Annotated in this window: 2 protein-coding genes; both read left to right on the top strand. The window is 69.6% G+C overall.

What is annotated here, in order from left to right; translation table 11 throughout:
- Positions 1–6: 6 nt before the first annotated feature.
- Entirely contained in the window at positions 7–16,938 is a 16,932-nt protein-coding gene (locus OG371_RS13430) for a TcdA/TcdB catalytic glycosyltransferase domain-containing protein (RefSeq protein ID WP_329069051.1), read from the top strand.
- Complete coding sequence (locus OG371_RS13425; protein WP_329069049.1) at positions 16,928–17,524, top strand: type VII secretion system-associated protein; 597 nt, start codon at positions 16,928–16,930, stop codon at positions 17,522–17,524. Before OG371_RS13430 ends, OG371_RS13425 begins: the two co-directional genes overlap by 11 nt.
- Positions 17,525–17,549: the final 25 nt, after the last annotated feature.

Raw genomic sequence — 17,549 nt, 5'->3', positions numbered from 1 at the left:
ACCGAAGTGACACCGTCGGCCAACCCGAAGCCGACAACCTCCACGACTTCGCACGACCCCAGCCCCGCGCCGAACTCGGACAGTCACACCAAGCCCGCGCCACATCAGGACAACAGCTCTCAGACGGACCACAAGCCGAACTCCAACATCAGCACCAATCAGAACCCGGACGTCAAGGCCGCCCCGAACCCGAACACCGATCAGAACCCGCACGTCAAGGCCGGCCCGAACCCGAGTTCCGATCCGAAGACGTCGCCTGCTCCGAACCCGGCCGTCAAGACTGACCCGAAGAGCGACAACAAGCCCGCGGTCAACACCGACAGCAAGCCGGACACCCGGACTGCCTCGAAAACCGACCCGAAGAGCGACAGCAAGCCCAGCGTCAAGACCGGCAACGATCAGAACACTGGCATCAAGACCGCCACCGACGCACCCGTCGCGAAGAATCTCCACACGCCGGCCAGCGCGCCCCGGCCGCGGGGGACAGACCCTGCGCCGAACCCGAACACTGAGACGACCGCGACGCCGAGTACAAGCCAGAACACGAACACCGAGCCCAACACACACCCCAACACCGAGCCGAACCTGAATCCCGACCAGCGCACGACGGCCCAGCGGATCGAGTCCTACGGCAAGATCGACCCCTCCAGCCGCAAAGAGATGCAGGACTACTCGCGGTTCAAGTCCTATTGGGACACCAGCGGTCCGCAGAGCGACGCTGCCCCACCGCGGCGGGACTACGCTCCGTCCGACCGGGCTTTCCTCAAGCAGGATGACGGGTCGACCGTTGGGTTGACGCCGCTGATTGCGGCGAAGTGGCAGGTTGATCAGGGGCAGACCGACGCGCTGAAGCCGTTCCGGACCGAGAACGTCCACGAGTTCATCTACCCGAAACGCGACGGCGCCCCCGTGCGGACGTACGACGTCAACGACATCGGGAGCTTCCTCAAAGACGTCGCCACCGAGGCGGGCGCGCGCGAGATCGAGCATCACCAGGCGTGGACCGGGGCGGTGCACGACTTCGCGGACTGGGTCACCGGCAAGTATCCGCCGGACCGGTTCAGTTACGTCGGGCTCGGGCGTAGTCCGGCGCCGGTGCTGGCGGCGTTGCAGTCGAACGGGCATGACGCCGTTTCGGTGCCGCTGTCGAAGTTCCGGCCGGGCCCTTCGACCGACGACTCGGTGCTCAACACCGCGTTCGAGGGCGATCCTGGGCTCACCAAGGAGCAGCAGGACATGCTCGGCGAGCACTTCGCCGAATTCCTGAACGGGTTGCCGCGCACCAAGAACATCGTGGTCATCGACTACACCGAGAGCGCCAAATCGCTGCTCGCCGCGCAGCATTACCTGCAGCAGCGGCTCGATCGGCTGCCCGGGCCGAAGCTCGAGGTCCACGCGCTGGCCATGCACCAGCAACTCGAGACCGACCGCCTGAACCGCACGATCGCGGCCATCACCGGCGACGCCCAGTCCACCCTAGGCTGGGCCTACGAGCGCATGCTCCACCCCGACCGCGCCGCCCAGCGCGACCAGTTCCGCGACCGCTTCCACATGGTCTCACTGGACTCCGACGGCCCCCTCGGCCCCAACGGCAAGGCATTCAGCGACCTGGTCAAGGGCCAGCGCTTCGACGACCTCGCCGAATACGGCTCCTACAACTTCCAGGCCAAGACCGACTCACGCACCGACTTCGACAACAGCCGGCCGCACCGCCAGCACGACCCCAACCCGGACGGCAGCGCCTACGACGCACTCAAGGAGAGCATCGGCACCCGCAACACTGGCAACACCAACACAACGCCGAACACCAACGCGGCGCCGAACGAGGGGCAGGATCAGGGCCAGAACCAGGGACAAGGTCACGAGCGGAGCCAGGGACCGGAGCAGAACCAGACGTCGTCCGCGCCGCCGAAGCCTTCGACGTCCGCGAACCCGGGTGCGGAGCCCAAGCCCCAGGCAGGGCAGTCCACAAAGGATCTTCCCGGCGAGAAGGACTGGTCGCACCAGCGTGATTCCGCCCCGGTCACCCGGTTCACCTCGGAGCGGTTCGATCCGGCGAAGTCGATTTCGCAGCAGTTCGCGGGTAATCGCGACGGGCTACAGGGTGGTCAGCTCGGTGGGGCGATCACGCAGATGCGGTACGACGTGCGGCGTTTCGAGGAGTCGCCGGGGAACTGGGTGCGGGAGTTCACCGTTCCGTTGGACCTGACCTCGCATTCGGGCTCGGTGTCGATCGAGGCGCGTAATCAGCTGGCCGCCGACTTGCAGAGTCACCTTGACGCGACGGTCAACCAGAATTACCGGCTGCCCGGCGGTGACCAGCTGCACGTCCGGGTGGATGCCAACGCCACCGACGATATTCACCCCAATGACGACAGCTGGGAAGCCGACTCCTCCCGCGGCGTGCCGGTCAACATCCACGATTCCACTGTGGACGAGAACACCCCGGCCACGAACCAGCTCAACTGGGACGTCCACGACGCCAGCACCGGCCTCACTCACGAAGTCATGCACTTCCTCGGGCTTGGCGAGGGCTATCGCGACAGTCGGCTGCTGTTCAACCGGCAGGACAGCCCCGGGGTGATGGGGCCGGACGCATGGACGGACTCCTCGCTGACGCCGCAGAACCTCAGCCAGCTCGAGAACGTCTCGAACACCACCAACATTCGTGACCACCACTTCGGTGACCCGGCCGCGACCACGCCCCGCCCGGACCACGGCCCGAACACCGACCACAGCACCAACGACGGCCAAAACCAGCACGGCAACCCAAGCCAGCACCACCACGAAAACCAGAACCAGGACCAACACCAGCACGAAAGCCAGAACCAGAACCCGGGCCACCAAACACCCAATCCCAACCTGCACTACCCCACCGAAGCTCCCACCACCGTCACCGTGAACGGCGCCCACACCGTAAACGCAAACCCCGGCACCGTAGTCCGACGCGACGCCTTCAACCCCGACCAGCACACCATGCTCGGTGTCCACGGCCTCGACGCCGTCATCGCCGGCGGCGACACCCGCCACGACAACTTCCGCCAGGCCATCGCCCAAAGCCTGCCCGACAACACCCCCCGCGAACGCGCCCGCATCACCTCCCAGCTGGAAAGCAGCCACCACACCGACCTCGACCGGATCGCCCACGACGCCGGCGTACGCGTACACGTCCTGGACCCCGGCGGCGGCTGGACCAGCCACGGCCCCGAAACCGGCCGCCCAGTCCACATTGTCAAATCCACGGTAGACAACAAAGAGACCTACCTCGGCACCAAGGAAAACGTCCACATCGGACGCCCCGGCGTCAGCTACCCCGGCCCCACCGTCCTCGACACCGACCGCAAAGTGGTGCACCGCGGCGAGTTCGAGGTCGAGACCGTGCGGGGGGAGCACTACGTCCGGATGTACACCGCCGTACTCGACCCGGCCGAACGCCAGTCGGACTTCAAGGACGTGCACCAGGGCCCCGATGGCACCGTCGACGTCTTCGCTGGCGGGACCGCGCAGACATTCTGGGTCGGCGGCGGCAGGCCGATGCGCGCGATCCAATGGGCCGCCAAGTACGAGCACGACGTCAACCGCAGCAGCGACATGCAGCCGGTGCTGCGCTCGTTCCTGGTGCCGCTCAAGACGTTCAACCAGGTCAGCCGCGAGGCCACGGTCGAGGCGCTGTCCAAGGACAACTCGCTGGCGATGAACGTCGACCAGGCCGGCGACGCCAACCAGTTCGGCCTGCGGGGCAAACACTTCGAGCAGATGCGGGACAACGCGCTCAAGGGCTCCCTCGTCACGTACGCCCCGAGCGGCAAGGACATCAAGCTCCCCGAGCTGGCCGGACGCCGCGAGGACATCTCGGACCTGTACGTCCGCCTCGGCCTGAGCCCCGACTTCGACTCGGCCGGGCTCGGCCGCGAGAACGACCCGTGGTTCGACTGGAGCAAGGAAAACGGCCAGGACCGCAAGTACTTCAGCAATGATCCCGCCAAGCTCAGCGCGCTCGCGAAGACCCTCGGCGACCACTACCACACGTGGAAGGGCTCGCCGGAGGCGTTTTTCACCCCGCCCGCCGACTCGGCCCAGGGCGTCAGCAGCAGCTCCCCGGAGCAGCGCCAGCAGGACCTGAACGTCTTCCTGAACACCCACGGCCCGTCCGGACAGGTCGTCGGGCAGCTCACCGACGGCATCGGCCACGCGCTGAGCTCGGCCGTCGACGCCGGCCCGCACACCGTGCCGCTCGACGGTCCGGCCGTCCGCGACCACGTGCTGATCGAGGCGAAGAACCTCAACAACGCGCTGACCACCGCGGTCACCAACCTCGTGCGCGAACGGGCCAAGGGACCGAACGGCTTCGTCCCGCCCACCGCCCGGATCGACACGATCGAGGGCCTTCGGGACGTCATGAGCGACCCGTCCTTTGTGGACGAGGTGGCGAAGCGGGCGGCCGAGCAGATGGTGGACAACGCGGTCACCACCATCGGCGCCACGCACGGCACGCAGGACTTCCGCGCCGGGCTCGACACGATCGTCCAGGACGCGGTGAAGAGCCAGTTCGCCCTCAAGGACGGCAAGTTCAGCCCCGAGGTCGAGAAGGGCTTCCAGAAGACCACCGGGTCGAAGCGGGGCTACTTCACCGGGCCGCGGGTCGACGTCATCGGCGGCGCGGTTTCCAAGCACCTCAAGGCCGACGGCAACATCGAGACGCTGGTCCACAACACCGGCCTCGGCCTCGACCGCGACACCGTCAAGCAGCGCCTTTCCGACCACGTGGTGCCCGAAGCGGTGTCGGACGTGGCGAAGCAGAACCTCGTCGACGCCACTCCGGACCAGCTCAAGGACACCTTCAGGAACGCGCTGAAGGGCGGCGCGGACCGGTTGCGCGGGAGCCTGAACGAGGACCCCGTGCTCAAGTTCGCCGTGGAGAACGAGCGCACCCGCCTCGGCGACGCGGCCGCGCAGGTGATCAACGACCCCGGCACGGTCGACCGGATCACCTTCACGCCGGTCACGCGCGAGCAGGCCGACGCGTTCATGGACAAGGTGCCCGACTACGCCACCCAGGCCGAGATCGGCGCGGCCATCGCGACGGACGAGCGCCGGGCGAAGGCCGACTTCAACACCCGGGAGAACCAGCTCGACCCGTCCCGCACCCAGGTCGAGTCGAAGACGTTCGAGAACGAGTACGGCCACTGGGGCGCCGGCGCGGTCCAGGGCCACACGCGCCAGCACCCGGCCGGGGTGTTCGAGCGGCACCAGCAGATCGGCCGTTCACTCGGCACCACCATCGGCGACCAGCTGGCCCGGCCGGACGAGCGGTCCGCCAAGACCATCCTCGACCACCTGGTGCGCGAGGCCGACCGCGACAACCCGGATCGGCACGATTCGCTGCGCCGGAAGTTCGACGAGGTCGTCAAGGCCGACCCGAAGAACCCGCGGTACCGCGCCGGCGACACGGCCGGCCCGAACACCTTCGGCGAGCACGCGCAGATGGTCCTCAACCAGTACCTGCGCCTCACCCAGGGCCAGAACGACAACGGGCGCTTCGTGTCCCGGGACGCGCTCGCCAAGGCGATCCTGTTCCACGACATGGAGAAGGTGAACTCCAAGAACCAGTTCGGCGACGGGCAGGGGCAGCACGACCGGGAGCCGGAGCACCGCGGCGCGGTCGACCAGATGAACCGGCACGAAGGCCTGTGGGACAACAGCCGCGACTTCCGCATCGCCCGCGCCATGGTGGACGCCGACCCGTTCGGCTTCTACTTCCGTCCGGGCAAGGGCCTGGACGTCGACGGGGTGCACGCGTTCATCAAGGGCCTCGCCCACCAGGTCGGCAGCCCCCGCGGCGGCGCTCCGACCGCGGTCGACGTCCGCAATCTGTTCAACGAATTCCACCAGTATTACCAGGCGGACTTCTCCTCGTACTTCTCCGACAGCCATTTCGTGCACGAGCAGCACGGTGACGTCCGCTCGTTCGGCAAGTCGGCGCTTTCCGGCCTGAAGACCGGCCCGGACGGCAAACTGGTCACGACCGACGACGGCCACCGGTTCGAGTACCTCGACGACAAGAAGGGCAAGGGCACCAAGCAGTCGTACGAGCAGAAGTACCGCGACCTGCGTGATCGCTTCGACAAGGACGTGGCGAAGGAGGAGCAGGAGCGCGTCGTTTATGTGAACGACGACGAGGGCACCGACCCCAAGACCGGCGTCGGCCTGAACTCGGACCGCGGTGTGCAGGCGGTCAAGGAAAGCAACCCCAACGGGAAGCCGGCCGCGATCGCGCGCGTGCGCAAGCGCGACTTCACCGAGGACGAAAAGGGCGGGATCAACGACGCCCTGGTGCACTACGCGCCGATCATCGGCGAGCAACGCGCGAATTCCAGCCGTGCCGGCGTCGACCAGGAAGTGCGCCACATCGGCGCGGTCAACTTCGGGCTGGAACGCGGCGAAATCGCGTACGCCATGGGCGGCGAGTACATCCCGTCGCACCAGACGGTGAACCTGTACGCGATGTCCATGCTCAGCAAGGAGTTCGGCGGTGGGCAGCGGGCGCTCGAGGGTGTGGTCACCCACGAGCTGTCCCACGGTCTGCTCAAGTACGCGCTCGACGACTACGGCAAGCACGTCGGCTCGTGGAACGAGGACGGCTCCCGGAATCACCCGCCCGGCGCCGAGCCGCCGGGCATCCCGAACATCCGCAGCGGCCAGGCCGATTTCCAGGCCGCGCTCAAGTCGCACCTGCTGTTCCCGAGCGGGCTGGAAAAGCGCGCGCCGCGGCGGGCCGAGTTCGTCGCGCAGCTGGAGCAGCAGAACCCCGATCTGTTCACGCGGCAGGACAACGAGCTGATCGGCAAACGCGTCGAGCGCATTTACCAGGCGTTGAAGGACCGGCAGGGCGATTTCAACGAGCACACCGGCTACTGGGACCGGGACGGCTTCCCGTCGTTCGCCGGTGAACGGCCGATCACCAGGTACGGCGCGACGAACCTCAACGAGGACATGGCCGAGACGGCCAAGTACTACTTCCTCGACCCGGACAAGCTACGCGCCGAGGCTCCCCAGCGCGCGGCGTTCTTCGACCAGCTCGTCAACGACTGGAAGAAGCCGGCCGACACCGTCCTCGTCGCCGACGACAACCACGCTGAAGACCACCAGCAGGACCCGCCGGACGACCGCGCGTTGCGTGACCGCCTGCCCGAGTACGCGAAGGACGGCCAGGCACTCGGCGCGCTCGTCCCGGTCGACGTGCAGGGCACCAAGGACGTCGGCACCACCATCGAACGGCTGATCCGGAACCTGGACCCGGCCCGCACCAATCCGCCGAAGCCGGTCGGGATCGACGCCATCACCGGCACGCTCAACGGACCCGGCTTCGAGTCGTTCCTCGGCCCGGGCCGCAAGTCCATGGTGCGGGTGGGCGAGAAGTGGTACGAGGTGCACGTCAAGGCGGAGCCGGACCTCGCCGTGGTCGGCGCCGACCAGGTCACGAAGCAGCCGCACCCCACGATCGCCGACGTCAACGACCAGAACCAGACCACCCACGCGCAGCCTCAGACCGACTCGACCACGGGCACGGTCGGCTCGTCCTACTTCGGGCTCTTCCCGGCGGGGCCGTACGCCTCGGTCGGGGCCACCGCACAGCTCGCGCTGCCGTCCGCGGAGCACACGTCCACCGTCACCGGCACCGAGCAGCGGGTGATCCGCTCGGCCGGCGACGTCGACCGCGCCGACGTGCCGGTCAAGTACACGATCACCGTGTCCGATCAGAACGGCGGCATGACCGGTTCTACAGTGGACGGTCAGGTCTCGTTGCTGCTGTCCCAGGACCTGGCCAACCTGAAGCCGCACGTGACGCAGGGCCCGCCGACCCCGCCGAAGGCCGACTGGCACGAGCAGATCGAGTTCCTCACCCCCGAGGCCGTGCTGCTCGACGAGCAGGGCCTGTTCAACCAGGTCAGCGCGTTGCTGCACCCGTCGGTGACGAAGTTCGGCGCGCCCGGCCGGTCCGCGTTGCAGGACTTCGTCAGCGGCGGCGGCATCCGCGGGGTGCTGGGCACGGCGTTGCAGGGCAGTCCGGTGGTGTCGAACGACCTGCTGAGCCCGCACGGCAGCCACCGCGACGCCGTCCAGTTGCAGGCGCGGCCGAAGGACGTCGAGCTGGTCGGCGTGGTGCCGGGTGATTCCGAGCTGCGGTTCAACGACTCCTCGGTGAACGGCGGCAGCACCGCGGCGAACTCGAAGTCCGGTGTGGACGTGAACGCCATCTTCGGCGGCGGCGCCTACATTCCCGGTGCCGTCGGCGGGGTTGGCGGCGTGAGCGGCAGCGCGTCGGCAAAGGTGACGCAGACCTCGACGAGCGGGACCAGCGTCACGACGAAGTCCTCAATGAACGCGAAGGGCGACGTCGGGCTGTACAAGGTCAAGGTCGACGTCGAGGTCACCACCGCCAGTGGTGACAAGGCGACCGTCGAAGTCACCGCGTATGTCCGAATGGGACTGCCCGAGGCGAAGGCGCAGGGCCTGCCGGTGCCGGACGGCACGCGGGACAAGCTCACCGACGTCGGCAAGCGCCACGAACCGCCGTACCTCGCCTCGGCCGTCGCGGCGGGGCAGGCGCGCGCCGGCTCGTTCAGCTCCGCCGCGAAGGTCCAGCCGCAGATCGAAAACGCGCTGCGCGACCGGCCCGGGTTCGCCAAGTTCCTGCCGCGGTGGGACAAGTTCCAGAGCGACGCGAAGGGCTCCACGCGCGACGTCGCGGAGCGGCTCGCGAACCTGCGCAGGCTCACCTCGGCCTTCTCCCCGGCCGCACTGAAGTCCAAGATGGACAGTCTGCTCGGCCCCGGCGTCTCGGTGCAGCTCAAGCGGCGCGGGCTGTTCACCGACGAGTACATCAACGTCACGGTGAAGGCCAAGGTCGGGCCGGGCGAGCACCTCGGCCAGGCCTCCGGCCGCTCGGTGAAGGGCTCGGTCGCCAGCAGCCCGTCGCTGAACAGCAGCACTACCACGGAAAAGGGCTGGTCCGCGGGCCTCGAAGGCCGGATGATCATCCCGGGCGCCACCGCGATCACCTCGCTCGGCATCAGCCCGACCGTCACCCCGGTGCAGTACTCCGACTCCCGCACCTGGAAGAACACCGGCGGCCCGACCGTCACCACCACCCGGTCCGCGGGCGGCAGCCCGGACGCGCAGGTGTTCAGCCACGACGTCGAGTTCGAGGTCGAGATCACCAGCTACACCCGCAACCGGCCGTGGGTGAAACGGCTGACCCCGGGCTCGCCGTTCCGCGTCACGCCAACAGTGTCCACAGTGGCCAAGACCGGTGATGGCGGCGGGGTTTCGCTGCCGAAGATCTCTGGCAAGGTCGACCTGTGGGTCAACGACGGCTCGGCGCTGAAGAAGGACCCGGCCGAGTTCGCGCCCGGTAAGTCGGGCACCGTCGCGCTCAGCCCGTCCGAGACCCCGAGCATCGACGACCTGGCCGGCTCGCGGCAGCCGAACCCGCCGAAGTTCCTGCACGTGGAGGCCTTCGCCAACACTGAGGCGTTGCGCGACGAAGCGCTGCGCCGGCTGCAACACGCGGCCGGCGGCGACGCGGTGCTCGGGCTGCCCGGCGGCGAGGCCCGCAAGCGCGTGGACCGCATGTTCTCGCCCGAGACGTTCCGAAATGGACTGCCGCGGTTCCTCAGCCAGGGCGCGCAGTCCGGCGGATTCCGCTACGAGCGCCGGGTTGCCGACCGCGTCGGCGGGCTCGGCATGGGCATGTCGCTGAGCAATCCGAAGCTGGTCGTCACGTCCGACGCGGGCGGCAGCGACACCACGTACGCGGGCGGTGGCAAGGCGGGGTACGAGAGCTCGCGCAAGCAGGCAGTCGAGGCAAACGCGCAGCTGGGCCTCACGATCCGGCCGGACGGCAGTGACACCCACGGCCAGGGCCAGATCTACGGCTCGCTCAAGTGGAGCCCGTGGGTCCGCACTTCGGGCAGCTCGAAGGAGCTGAGCGCGAGCGTCGACCACGTCAACCGCGCGCCGTCGAAGAGCCGCACAGTGCTGGTGCAGTACGACGCCGACGTGCGGCTGGTCGCCGAGAGTCGCCAGGAGAGCCTGGTCAACGGCTCGACCTCGCGCTCCGGCGCCGACGTCAAGCTGCCCGGCGCGGTGTTCGTGCGGATGACCGAGGACCAGGCCCGTGAGCAGGGCCTGCTGCCGGCGCTGGAGCCGCGCACGGCCCCGCCCGGCGAGTTGACCAGCCCGGCGCTGGTCGGCGCGCAGTCCAGCTCGCTCGGCGCGGCGGTGGTCGAGAACGCGCCGGACCTCTCGCAGCTCGTGCGCGACGCCCGCACGCAGCTGGGCCGGACCGGCGACAAGCTGCTGCCGAAGTCGGTGCTCGACGACTCGATGAACAACCTCCAGCGGATGCTCGACCTCGCCTCACCGGAGAGCGTGACGTCCCTTGTGGATAGTTCGCTCGACGGCGGCGTCCCGCTGGTCCTGCACGACGCGGGGATCTTGTCCACCGACAGCTACCAGGTGCTGCTCAAGGGCACGGTGACCAGCAGCGAGTTCCTCGACGTGGTCCACGACGGCGGCGAGGTCGACCACGTCGTCAACTCGGGCAGCACCGCCAAGGAAAACTCCGGGCACGGTTCGTCGTACGGCGGCCAGTTCCGCGGCGCCGGGCGCGGCCTGTTCCAGAGCACGCCGTCGAAGACCAGCGGTTACGACGGCGCGTACGCCGGGATTTCCGGGACGAAGTCCAAAAGCGACCAGACGGTCTCCACGGACACCACGGCCACGGCGCACACCGCGTCGGCCAGCGGTCCGGCCGTGCGGCACCGGCACCAGGTGCGGTTCGAGCTGGTGGTGCAGCGGGGCGGTCGGACGTACCCGATCGCTCACCAGGACACCCAGCTGACCGTGCGTTCTTCGGCCGACGACCAGAAGATCAGCGCCCAGAATCAGCCCGCGCGGACCGCGTACGCCCCGCGGACCACCGAGCTGACCCCCGCCGACACCACCGCGGAACGGCTCACCGCGTGGCAGCAGCAGGGCACGGGCCCGTTGCCGCATTCGGCGCTCACCGAGGGCCTGCGTGGGGCGGGGGCCGTCCGCGCCGGCGCCGTTCGCGCGCTGCGGCTCGCGGGCGCGGGCGACGGGCTGACCGGCCCGGGCACCGGCGCGAACAACACCCTCGTCTCGTCGGTGACCAACGAGATGCTGCAGGCCAACCTGCCCGGCATGGTCGAACGGCCGCTGGAGGCGCCGGACCTGCACGAGTCCGCGATCTTCAAGAACGGCCACGGCAGCGTGAAGGTGTACGCGCGGCTGGTCAACCCGGACCTCACCGGGCTGAGCGATTCGGTGAAGCTGGAGCGCTCGGACCAGGCGACCAGCACGTTCACCGGCGAGGCCAAGCAGACGGTCAGCGGCGAGAACCAGTACAACCTCGGCAACGGCGGCCTCACCGACCCGGACCGGAACGCGCATTCGTGGGGCGGTGTCGACGGCCGTTCCCCGGTCGGCATCTCCGACCCGACGGCCGGCACCTCCGGCGGCCAGCGATCCGTGATCGGCAAGCCGAAGGGGCGCACCGGGCTGGTCGGGTTCGACGTCGAGTACCGCGTGGTCGCCGACCTCGGCAACGGCCGGACCGGCGCGGTCGAGGTGCGGGTGCCGGCCTCGGCGCTGGTGCGGATGTCGGACACGGACCTCGAAAAGCTGCTGGGCGGCGCGTTGCCGGACTCGCTGACCAAGGCTCAGGACGCGGTGAAGGACGCGGCCACCGACTGGCGCACCGCGGAGGAGGCCGTCGAGACGGCCCAGCGCGAGGCCGACGACCGGTGGCTCGACCAGCGCGACAGCGTGAAGACGTTGACCAAGGGCGCCGGCGACCTGCAGGTCAACGTCACCGCCGATCCCGCGCGCGACGTGCGCCAGGCCCTCACCGACGCCGAGAACGACGCCCGGGACGCGGGCCGGACCCTGCGCGAGGGCAACACCGAGATCGCCCGGCAGCAGGACATCGCCGAGCAGGCGCTGTCCTTGGCCGCGGCGACCGACGAGGGCTCGCCCGAGCGGCAGGCGCTGCTGGACCAGGTCACCCAGGCCGAACGGCGGATCCAGGACATCCGCGCTGGGCAGCCCGCGCTGGTCCAGCAACGGCAGGCGGCGCAGGATCGGGCCGCGCGGCTGGCTGGGGTGCTTGACGAGTATCGCAACGACAACTCCGATCAGACGGCCCGGCGCGATGGCTCGCTCGAGGACGTTCGGCAGGCTCGGGAGAAGGCCGACGAGGCGCGGCAGAAGTGGTGGGACGCCAAGCAGGAGGTCGATCGGCGGCTTGATTCGCATCGGTGGCCGGGAGCTGTGTCTACTTTGGACCCGAATGCGGCTCGGACGGGTAACGTGCAGCCGCAGGTGATTCGGCGCAAGCCGGTGCCATCGTCGACTGCGCACGTGATTCCGCGGAAGCCGGTGCCGTCGTCGTCGGCTCATGTGATTCCGCGCAAGCCCGTGCCGAATGCCGCCGCGGGGCCGTCGACCGAGCCGCACCGCGACGGCCCACATCGCGACGGCCCACACCGCGACGGCCCACACCGCGACGGCACTGTCGAGGCCCGTGACACCGGGCCCGCCACGATCTCCGGCTGGGACGGCGATTCCGGCCGCCCGTACGACTTCGACGTCTCCGAGATCGAGCTGCACCAGGTCACCGACCGTTCGGGGAAGGTAGTCGCGGTCTCGTTCCTGCCCGCTTCGGGGCAGACTTCCGGCGTCGAGCACGACTGGGTCGCGGACAACTCCGGCACCGTCAGCACTCTGGACGAGGGCGTGACGCCGGACCGGTTCGACCCGGCGCTGAAGGACGCGCGCGACAACGGGACCACGCCGGACCTCAACGGCCGCCGCTTCGGTGAGTGGGCCGAGCAGTCGGCGGCGCCGTGGGGCAAGCGTTCCGAGGACAACTTCTTCGTGTTCGCCCACGGCCGTCCGCAGTCAGTGAAGCTGACGTTGCTCGGCGGCCGGACGGTGCGAGTGGACGGTGCCGCGTTCGCGCGGATCGTGGCGAATTCCGCGCCTTTCGGGCAGGCTGGGCCCAAGTCGTCGGTCACGCTCATCGCGTGCAGCACCGGTCAGACTGACGGTCCCGGCGGTGTCGCCCACGACTTCCAGCGCGCGTTGAGTGAACTCGACGGACCGGTGACCGTGCACGCGCCCACCAAGCCCGCGCTGTTCGGCCGTGACACCTCGACGCTCGGCAAGGCCGTGGGCTCGATCGGCGGGTTCACCGCGGTGACCGACGGCGGGCACTTCCGGACGTTCGGCGGCCGCCCCGGTGACGAGGATCAGGTGGCCCGGTACGAGCACCCCGACGCCCGCGAGTACGCCGAGACCCTTGTCGAGCCTGCGCACCCGGGTTCCGTGCTCACGCAGGACTCGTACTCGGCGAACGAGCTGGTCGCGGATCTGCACGTGGCCGCCGCGGGCCGCGGCCCGGCGCCCGAGCACGCGCCGCTGCTGGGCCCGGACCTGTTCGGCCTGTACCGCGCGCCCGAACCGCCGGAGTTCCTGCGTGGCCACGACTATCGTGGAATCACCGCGGGCCAGGGCATCGAGCTGCTGAACCTGCTCGACCTGGCCAAGGGCTACCAGCTCGCGTCCGAGCACACCGACCCGGCGAACCTGGACGACAATCGCGAATGGACGATCGAGACCGAGCGCCCGGACGAAAAGCTGGCCGCGTGGGCGCCCGGCGACGTCGAGCCGCTCGGGAAGGTCACCGCGACGCCGTTGCTGATGCACGCGATCTGGCTCGGCGGCCCGCTGCGCGACGCGGGCACTATGCACACGTTCCGGCAGAACTTCGGCGGTGCGGCCGATCGGCTGAACGAGAGCATCGTGCCGGTGCTGTGGACGGACGTCCCGCGGTGGCAGACCGATCTGGCCTTCACCACCGAACCGCCCGCGGACGGTCCGGATCCGCTGGCCGACGTGCGCGACTTCGTGGGCTGGGCGCAGGAGCACGGGATCCGGCTGGCCAACGTCGACGAGGTGTTCACCAGCGAGAACCCCATGCTGCTGCAGGAGTTCTACAACTCCGAGGCGCTCAAGCAGGCCGGCCCGGGTTACGCCGCGGCCAGCGACATCCTGCGCATGGAGCTGCTGCACCGTTTCGGCGGCTTGTACACCGACGGCGACAACGTGGTGCACAACCTCAATGACGTGATCCTGGCCGCGCAGTCGGACGAGGGGTACGCCACGCACCGCGTTGGGACCAAGATCGCGAACTCGGCGTTCACCATGTCGAAGGGGCATCCGTTCGCCCGGGCCTATCTCGACCAGCAGCGCGAGAACTACGGCAAGACGCAGAAGAACCTGATGCCGTCGACGGTCAACTCGCTCGGGCAGGAGTTCTTCGCCACCCCGCTCGGCCGGGTGCACCGGAATTCGATCATGCACCGCACCGGTCCGGAGGCGCTCTCGATGACCGCGCGGCGGATCGGACTGGCGTCCGCGCAGCAGCTGCCGGGCATGTCCGAGATCCGGATGAACAGCGACGCCAGCTGGCTCAAGCCGCCGCTCGCGGGCTCGTCGGCGCCGCCGTCGCCGGAGCGCGCGGAGACGCTGGAGCTGACTCAGCGCGTGGTGCAGACGTTGGTGCGGGGACTGTACAACCGCGACGGTGACCTGCACCTGACGGCCGTCGAGTCCACTGTGAACCGTCATCCGGAACCCGATTTGGTCTGGCACGCGGCGCTTTCCTACCTGGCCGCGGACCCATCGCTGGCGTCGCTCGTGCGCACGGTCACCGATCAGCGCAGCTACACCGGAACTGTCCACGATGTACAGTTGCCGCCCGCTGCGCGCGCCCTGCTGAACGTCGACCCGAGCCGCGTGCACCGCAACCTCGGCGAGGTCCAGCGCGTCGCGACGATGCGCTCACCGGGTGCTGTGCTGGTGTCTGATGTGGAGACTCCGCTGGAAACCGCCGCCGGCCGTCTGGCTCGCGCTCTGATCGAGGCCGACGACCGGGGCGAGCCGCTCACCACGATCCACGTGACCGGCGCCGGTCCCGACGCCCGCGCGCGGGCCACGGAGGTCGCTCGGGAGCTGGCCGGGCACCTGGGCCGGGAATTCGGCGAGTCCCGCAATGATTTGCTTGCGCGCGTGCCGGTGAAGATCCGCGCGGGCGAGCGTGACTCGGTGTCGTTCCGGCCGGAACACGGGACGACGGTTGAGGTCGAGCTGGGTGTGCCGAGGCTTTCGGTGTACCACGGCCTCAGCGAGCCTGCCGACGCAGTGGCCCGCCCGTGGCAGCAAGAGGGCCGCACCATCGGCGTGCACTACACCGGGACAACGCCCGGCGAACAGCCCTTCGTGGTGACGGCGTTCGATGCGCTCCCACGGGTCAGCGGCGAAGGCACGGCTCTCATGCGCGACTTCACCGAGCAGCTGCGTACCAACGGCTTCGACCTGCCCCAGCATCTCGGCATTGATTCCCCCGATCCCGGCCTCGTTGACGCGATGGACCAGCTCCCCGGCGTTTCGTACCTGGTGTCCGGCGACCGCCCGGCGACCGCCGAGGACAAGCGGGTGCTGACGGAGCTGGTGCGCGCCGCGGAACTGGACTGGTGGTACCAACCGCAGCCGCCGACGGCTCCGGTGCGGCTCGAGGACCGCGCCGCGACGCTCAAGCTGTTGAGCGGGGTCCTCGGCAAACTGCGCCGTCCGCTCAAACTCGGCCACCCGGCGCTGGACCTGACCGCGGCGTCCGCCGACGTGGCCCGCCACGAGCGTCCCGACCTGATCTGGACCGCGGCGCTGGAGCTGGTGACGATGTCGGAGACCGTCACCCGGGACACGCAGTACATCATCGACCGCCGCCTGGACCCGGACACGGGCCGCTGGTCAGGGGTGGAGCTGCCCGAGTCCGCGCGCTCGCGTTTTACTGCCACCGGCAAGGCAATCTGGCAGAACGGCGCGGTGTACCGCCCAGCCCGCCTCCACGCCGAACCCGGCCCGCGAGACCGCGACGAGCAACCCCCCGCGCCGACCCCGCTGACTGACGAGCACGCCGAGTCGTCCGTCGCGCGCTGGATCGCCGAGGCCACTGTGGAGCGTCTGGCGGACGGCCTGCCCGCGCCGCACGTCACCGTGACCGGCCCGACGGAGGTGCGGGACCGACTCGTCGCCCGAATCCAGGCCGACCTCGCTGCGCTGATGCCTGGCGGAGTGCTGCCGCCCGCTGCCGCCGAGCTGGTGACCGTCGCGCCTGGTGATGCGGCCGTGGCCACGATCTCGTTGCCGCTCACGCCTTCCCCGGCCACGCTGTCGCCTGCCGAGACCGCGATGGCCGTGGGCCTGGAGGAGGAGTTCACGCTGCTGCAACTACACGGCGTGACCGACACGCTGCTCGGCAAGGACAACCCGGCCGCCGTCGGCGCGCTGCTGGACCTGGCCACCGAGGTCGCTGATGGCGCCGACGTCGGTCAGGCCGCCGACGCCGTCGAGATCCTCGAACGGCACGGCGCTCTCGATGCCGCACTGTCCGCGCCCGGTGGACGTTCGTTGCTGCGCGGGCACTTCCGTGGCATCCTCGGCCGCCCCGACGCCGAGAGCTACGCCCGCGACCTCGCCACGGCCATCCGCAAGCTGGCGCCGGGCTCGCTCTCGCCGGACGTGGTGCGCGAGGCGGTGCGAGGCGCGCTGAACGGCTGGCGTGGCGACGAGGTCGGCGAGAAGGGCACGCTTGAACAGCGCGTGGAGCGGACTCGCGAGACGTTGTGGCTGATGCGGCGTTTCCGCGTCACGAACCTCGCGTGGCTCTACCGGTGGCGCATCGCCGCAGCCGTGCGACGCTACCAAGAACAGGAGAGGGTCGCGTCGGCTCAGCAGGCGGCCCAACTCGCGAAACTGACCGGAGGGGGCGCCGGCGATGACCGATGACCAATGGGTACTGCTCGTCGACCCGGTATGGCAGGCGGCCTCTTCCTCTGGTCCGGAACCGGCCGGGGGCTCGGCTTCCGCGCCGGACCAGACCTCGGGTTCCGCCTCGCTCGAGGACGGCGCCGAGGTGACCGCCCCGCCGTTGACGGCCGTGGTCGGCGGCTGGCTGGCCCGCGCGGATGGTTCCGTCGGCCGGTTCGAGGCGAATCCCGCCTACGAACCGTCGGGCCCCGGCTCGCCGACCGACCCGCTGGATGCCGCGCTGCGCCTGGCCGCGCGTGAGGAGGCGGACTTCGACCAAGTCGCCGCGGTGTTGCGCGAGTCGGCGTTCTCGGTCGCGCTGGACGTCGACCAGGAACCCCTCATCGCCCCGTCGCCCGACAACGTGCCGTGCCTGCTCGTGACGACCGCGCCGGCCCACCGCGCCCGGGTCCGGGCCGCCGGCTGGCTGCCCGCGTCGGCCGAGGACCTGCTCCCGCTGCTGGCTGCCCGCGAGGGCACGGACCTGCTGCTGAACCCCGGTGCTCCCGGCTGCACGCGCTTGCTGGCCGACACCGTCCGTGAGGCCGTCACCGCGGACTCGTGAGCTAGGCGGCCGCGGGCAGCGGATG

It is taken from the genome of Amycolatopsis sp. NBC_01480 (assembly GCF_036227205.1).
In the GTDB taxonomy this organism is placed as follows: Bacteria; Actinomycetota; Actinomycetes; order Mycobacteriales; family Pseudonocardiaceae; genus Amycolatopsis.
Note: the sequence above shows the minus strand (reverse complement) of the source record. Positions and strands in the feature narration are given on the sequence as shown.

Excerpts from the sequence above, each read along its gene's own strand:
- OG371_RS13425 (WP_329069049.1), top strand. The coding sequence starts at position 16,928 with ATGACCGATGACCAATGGGTACTGCTCGTCGACCCGGTATGGCAGGCG.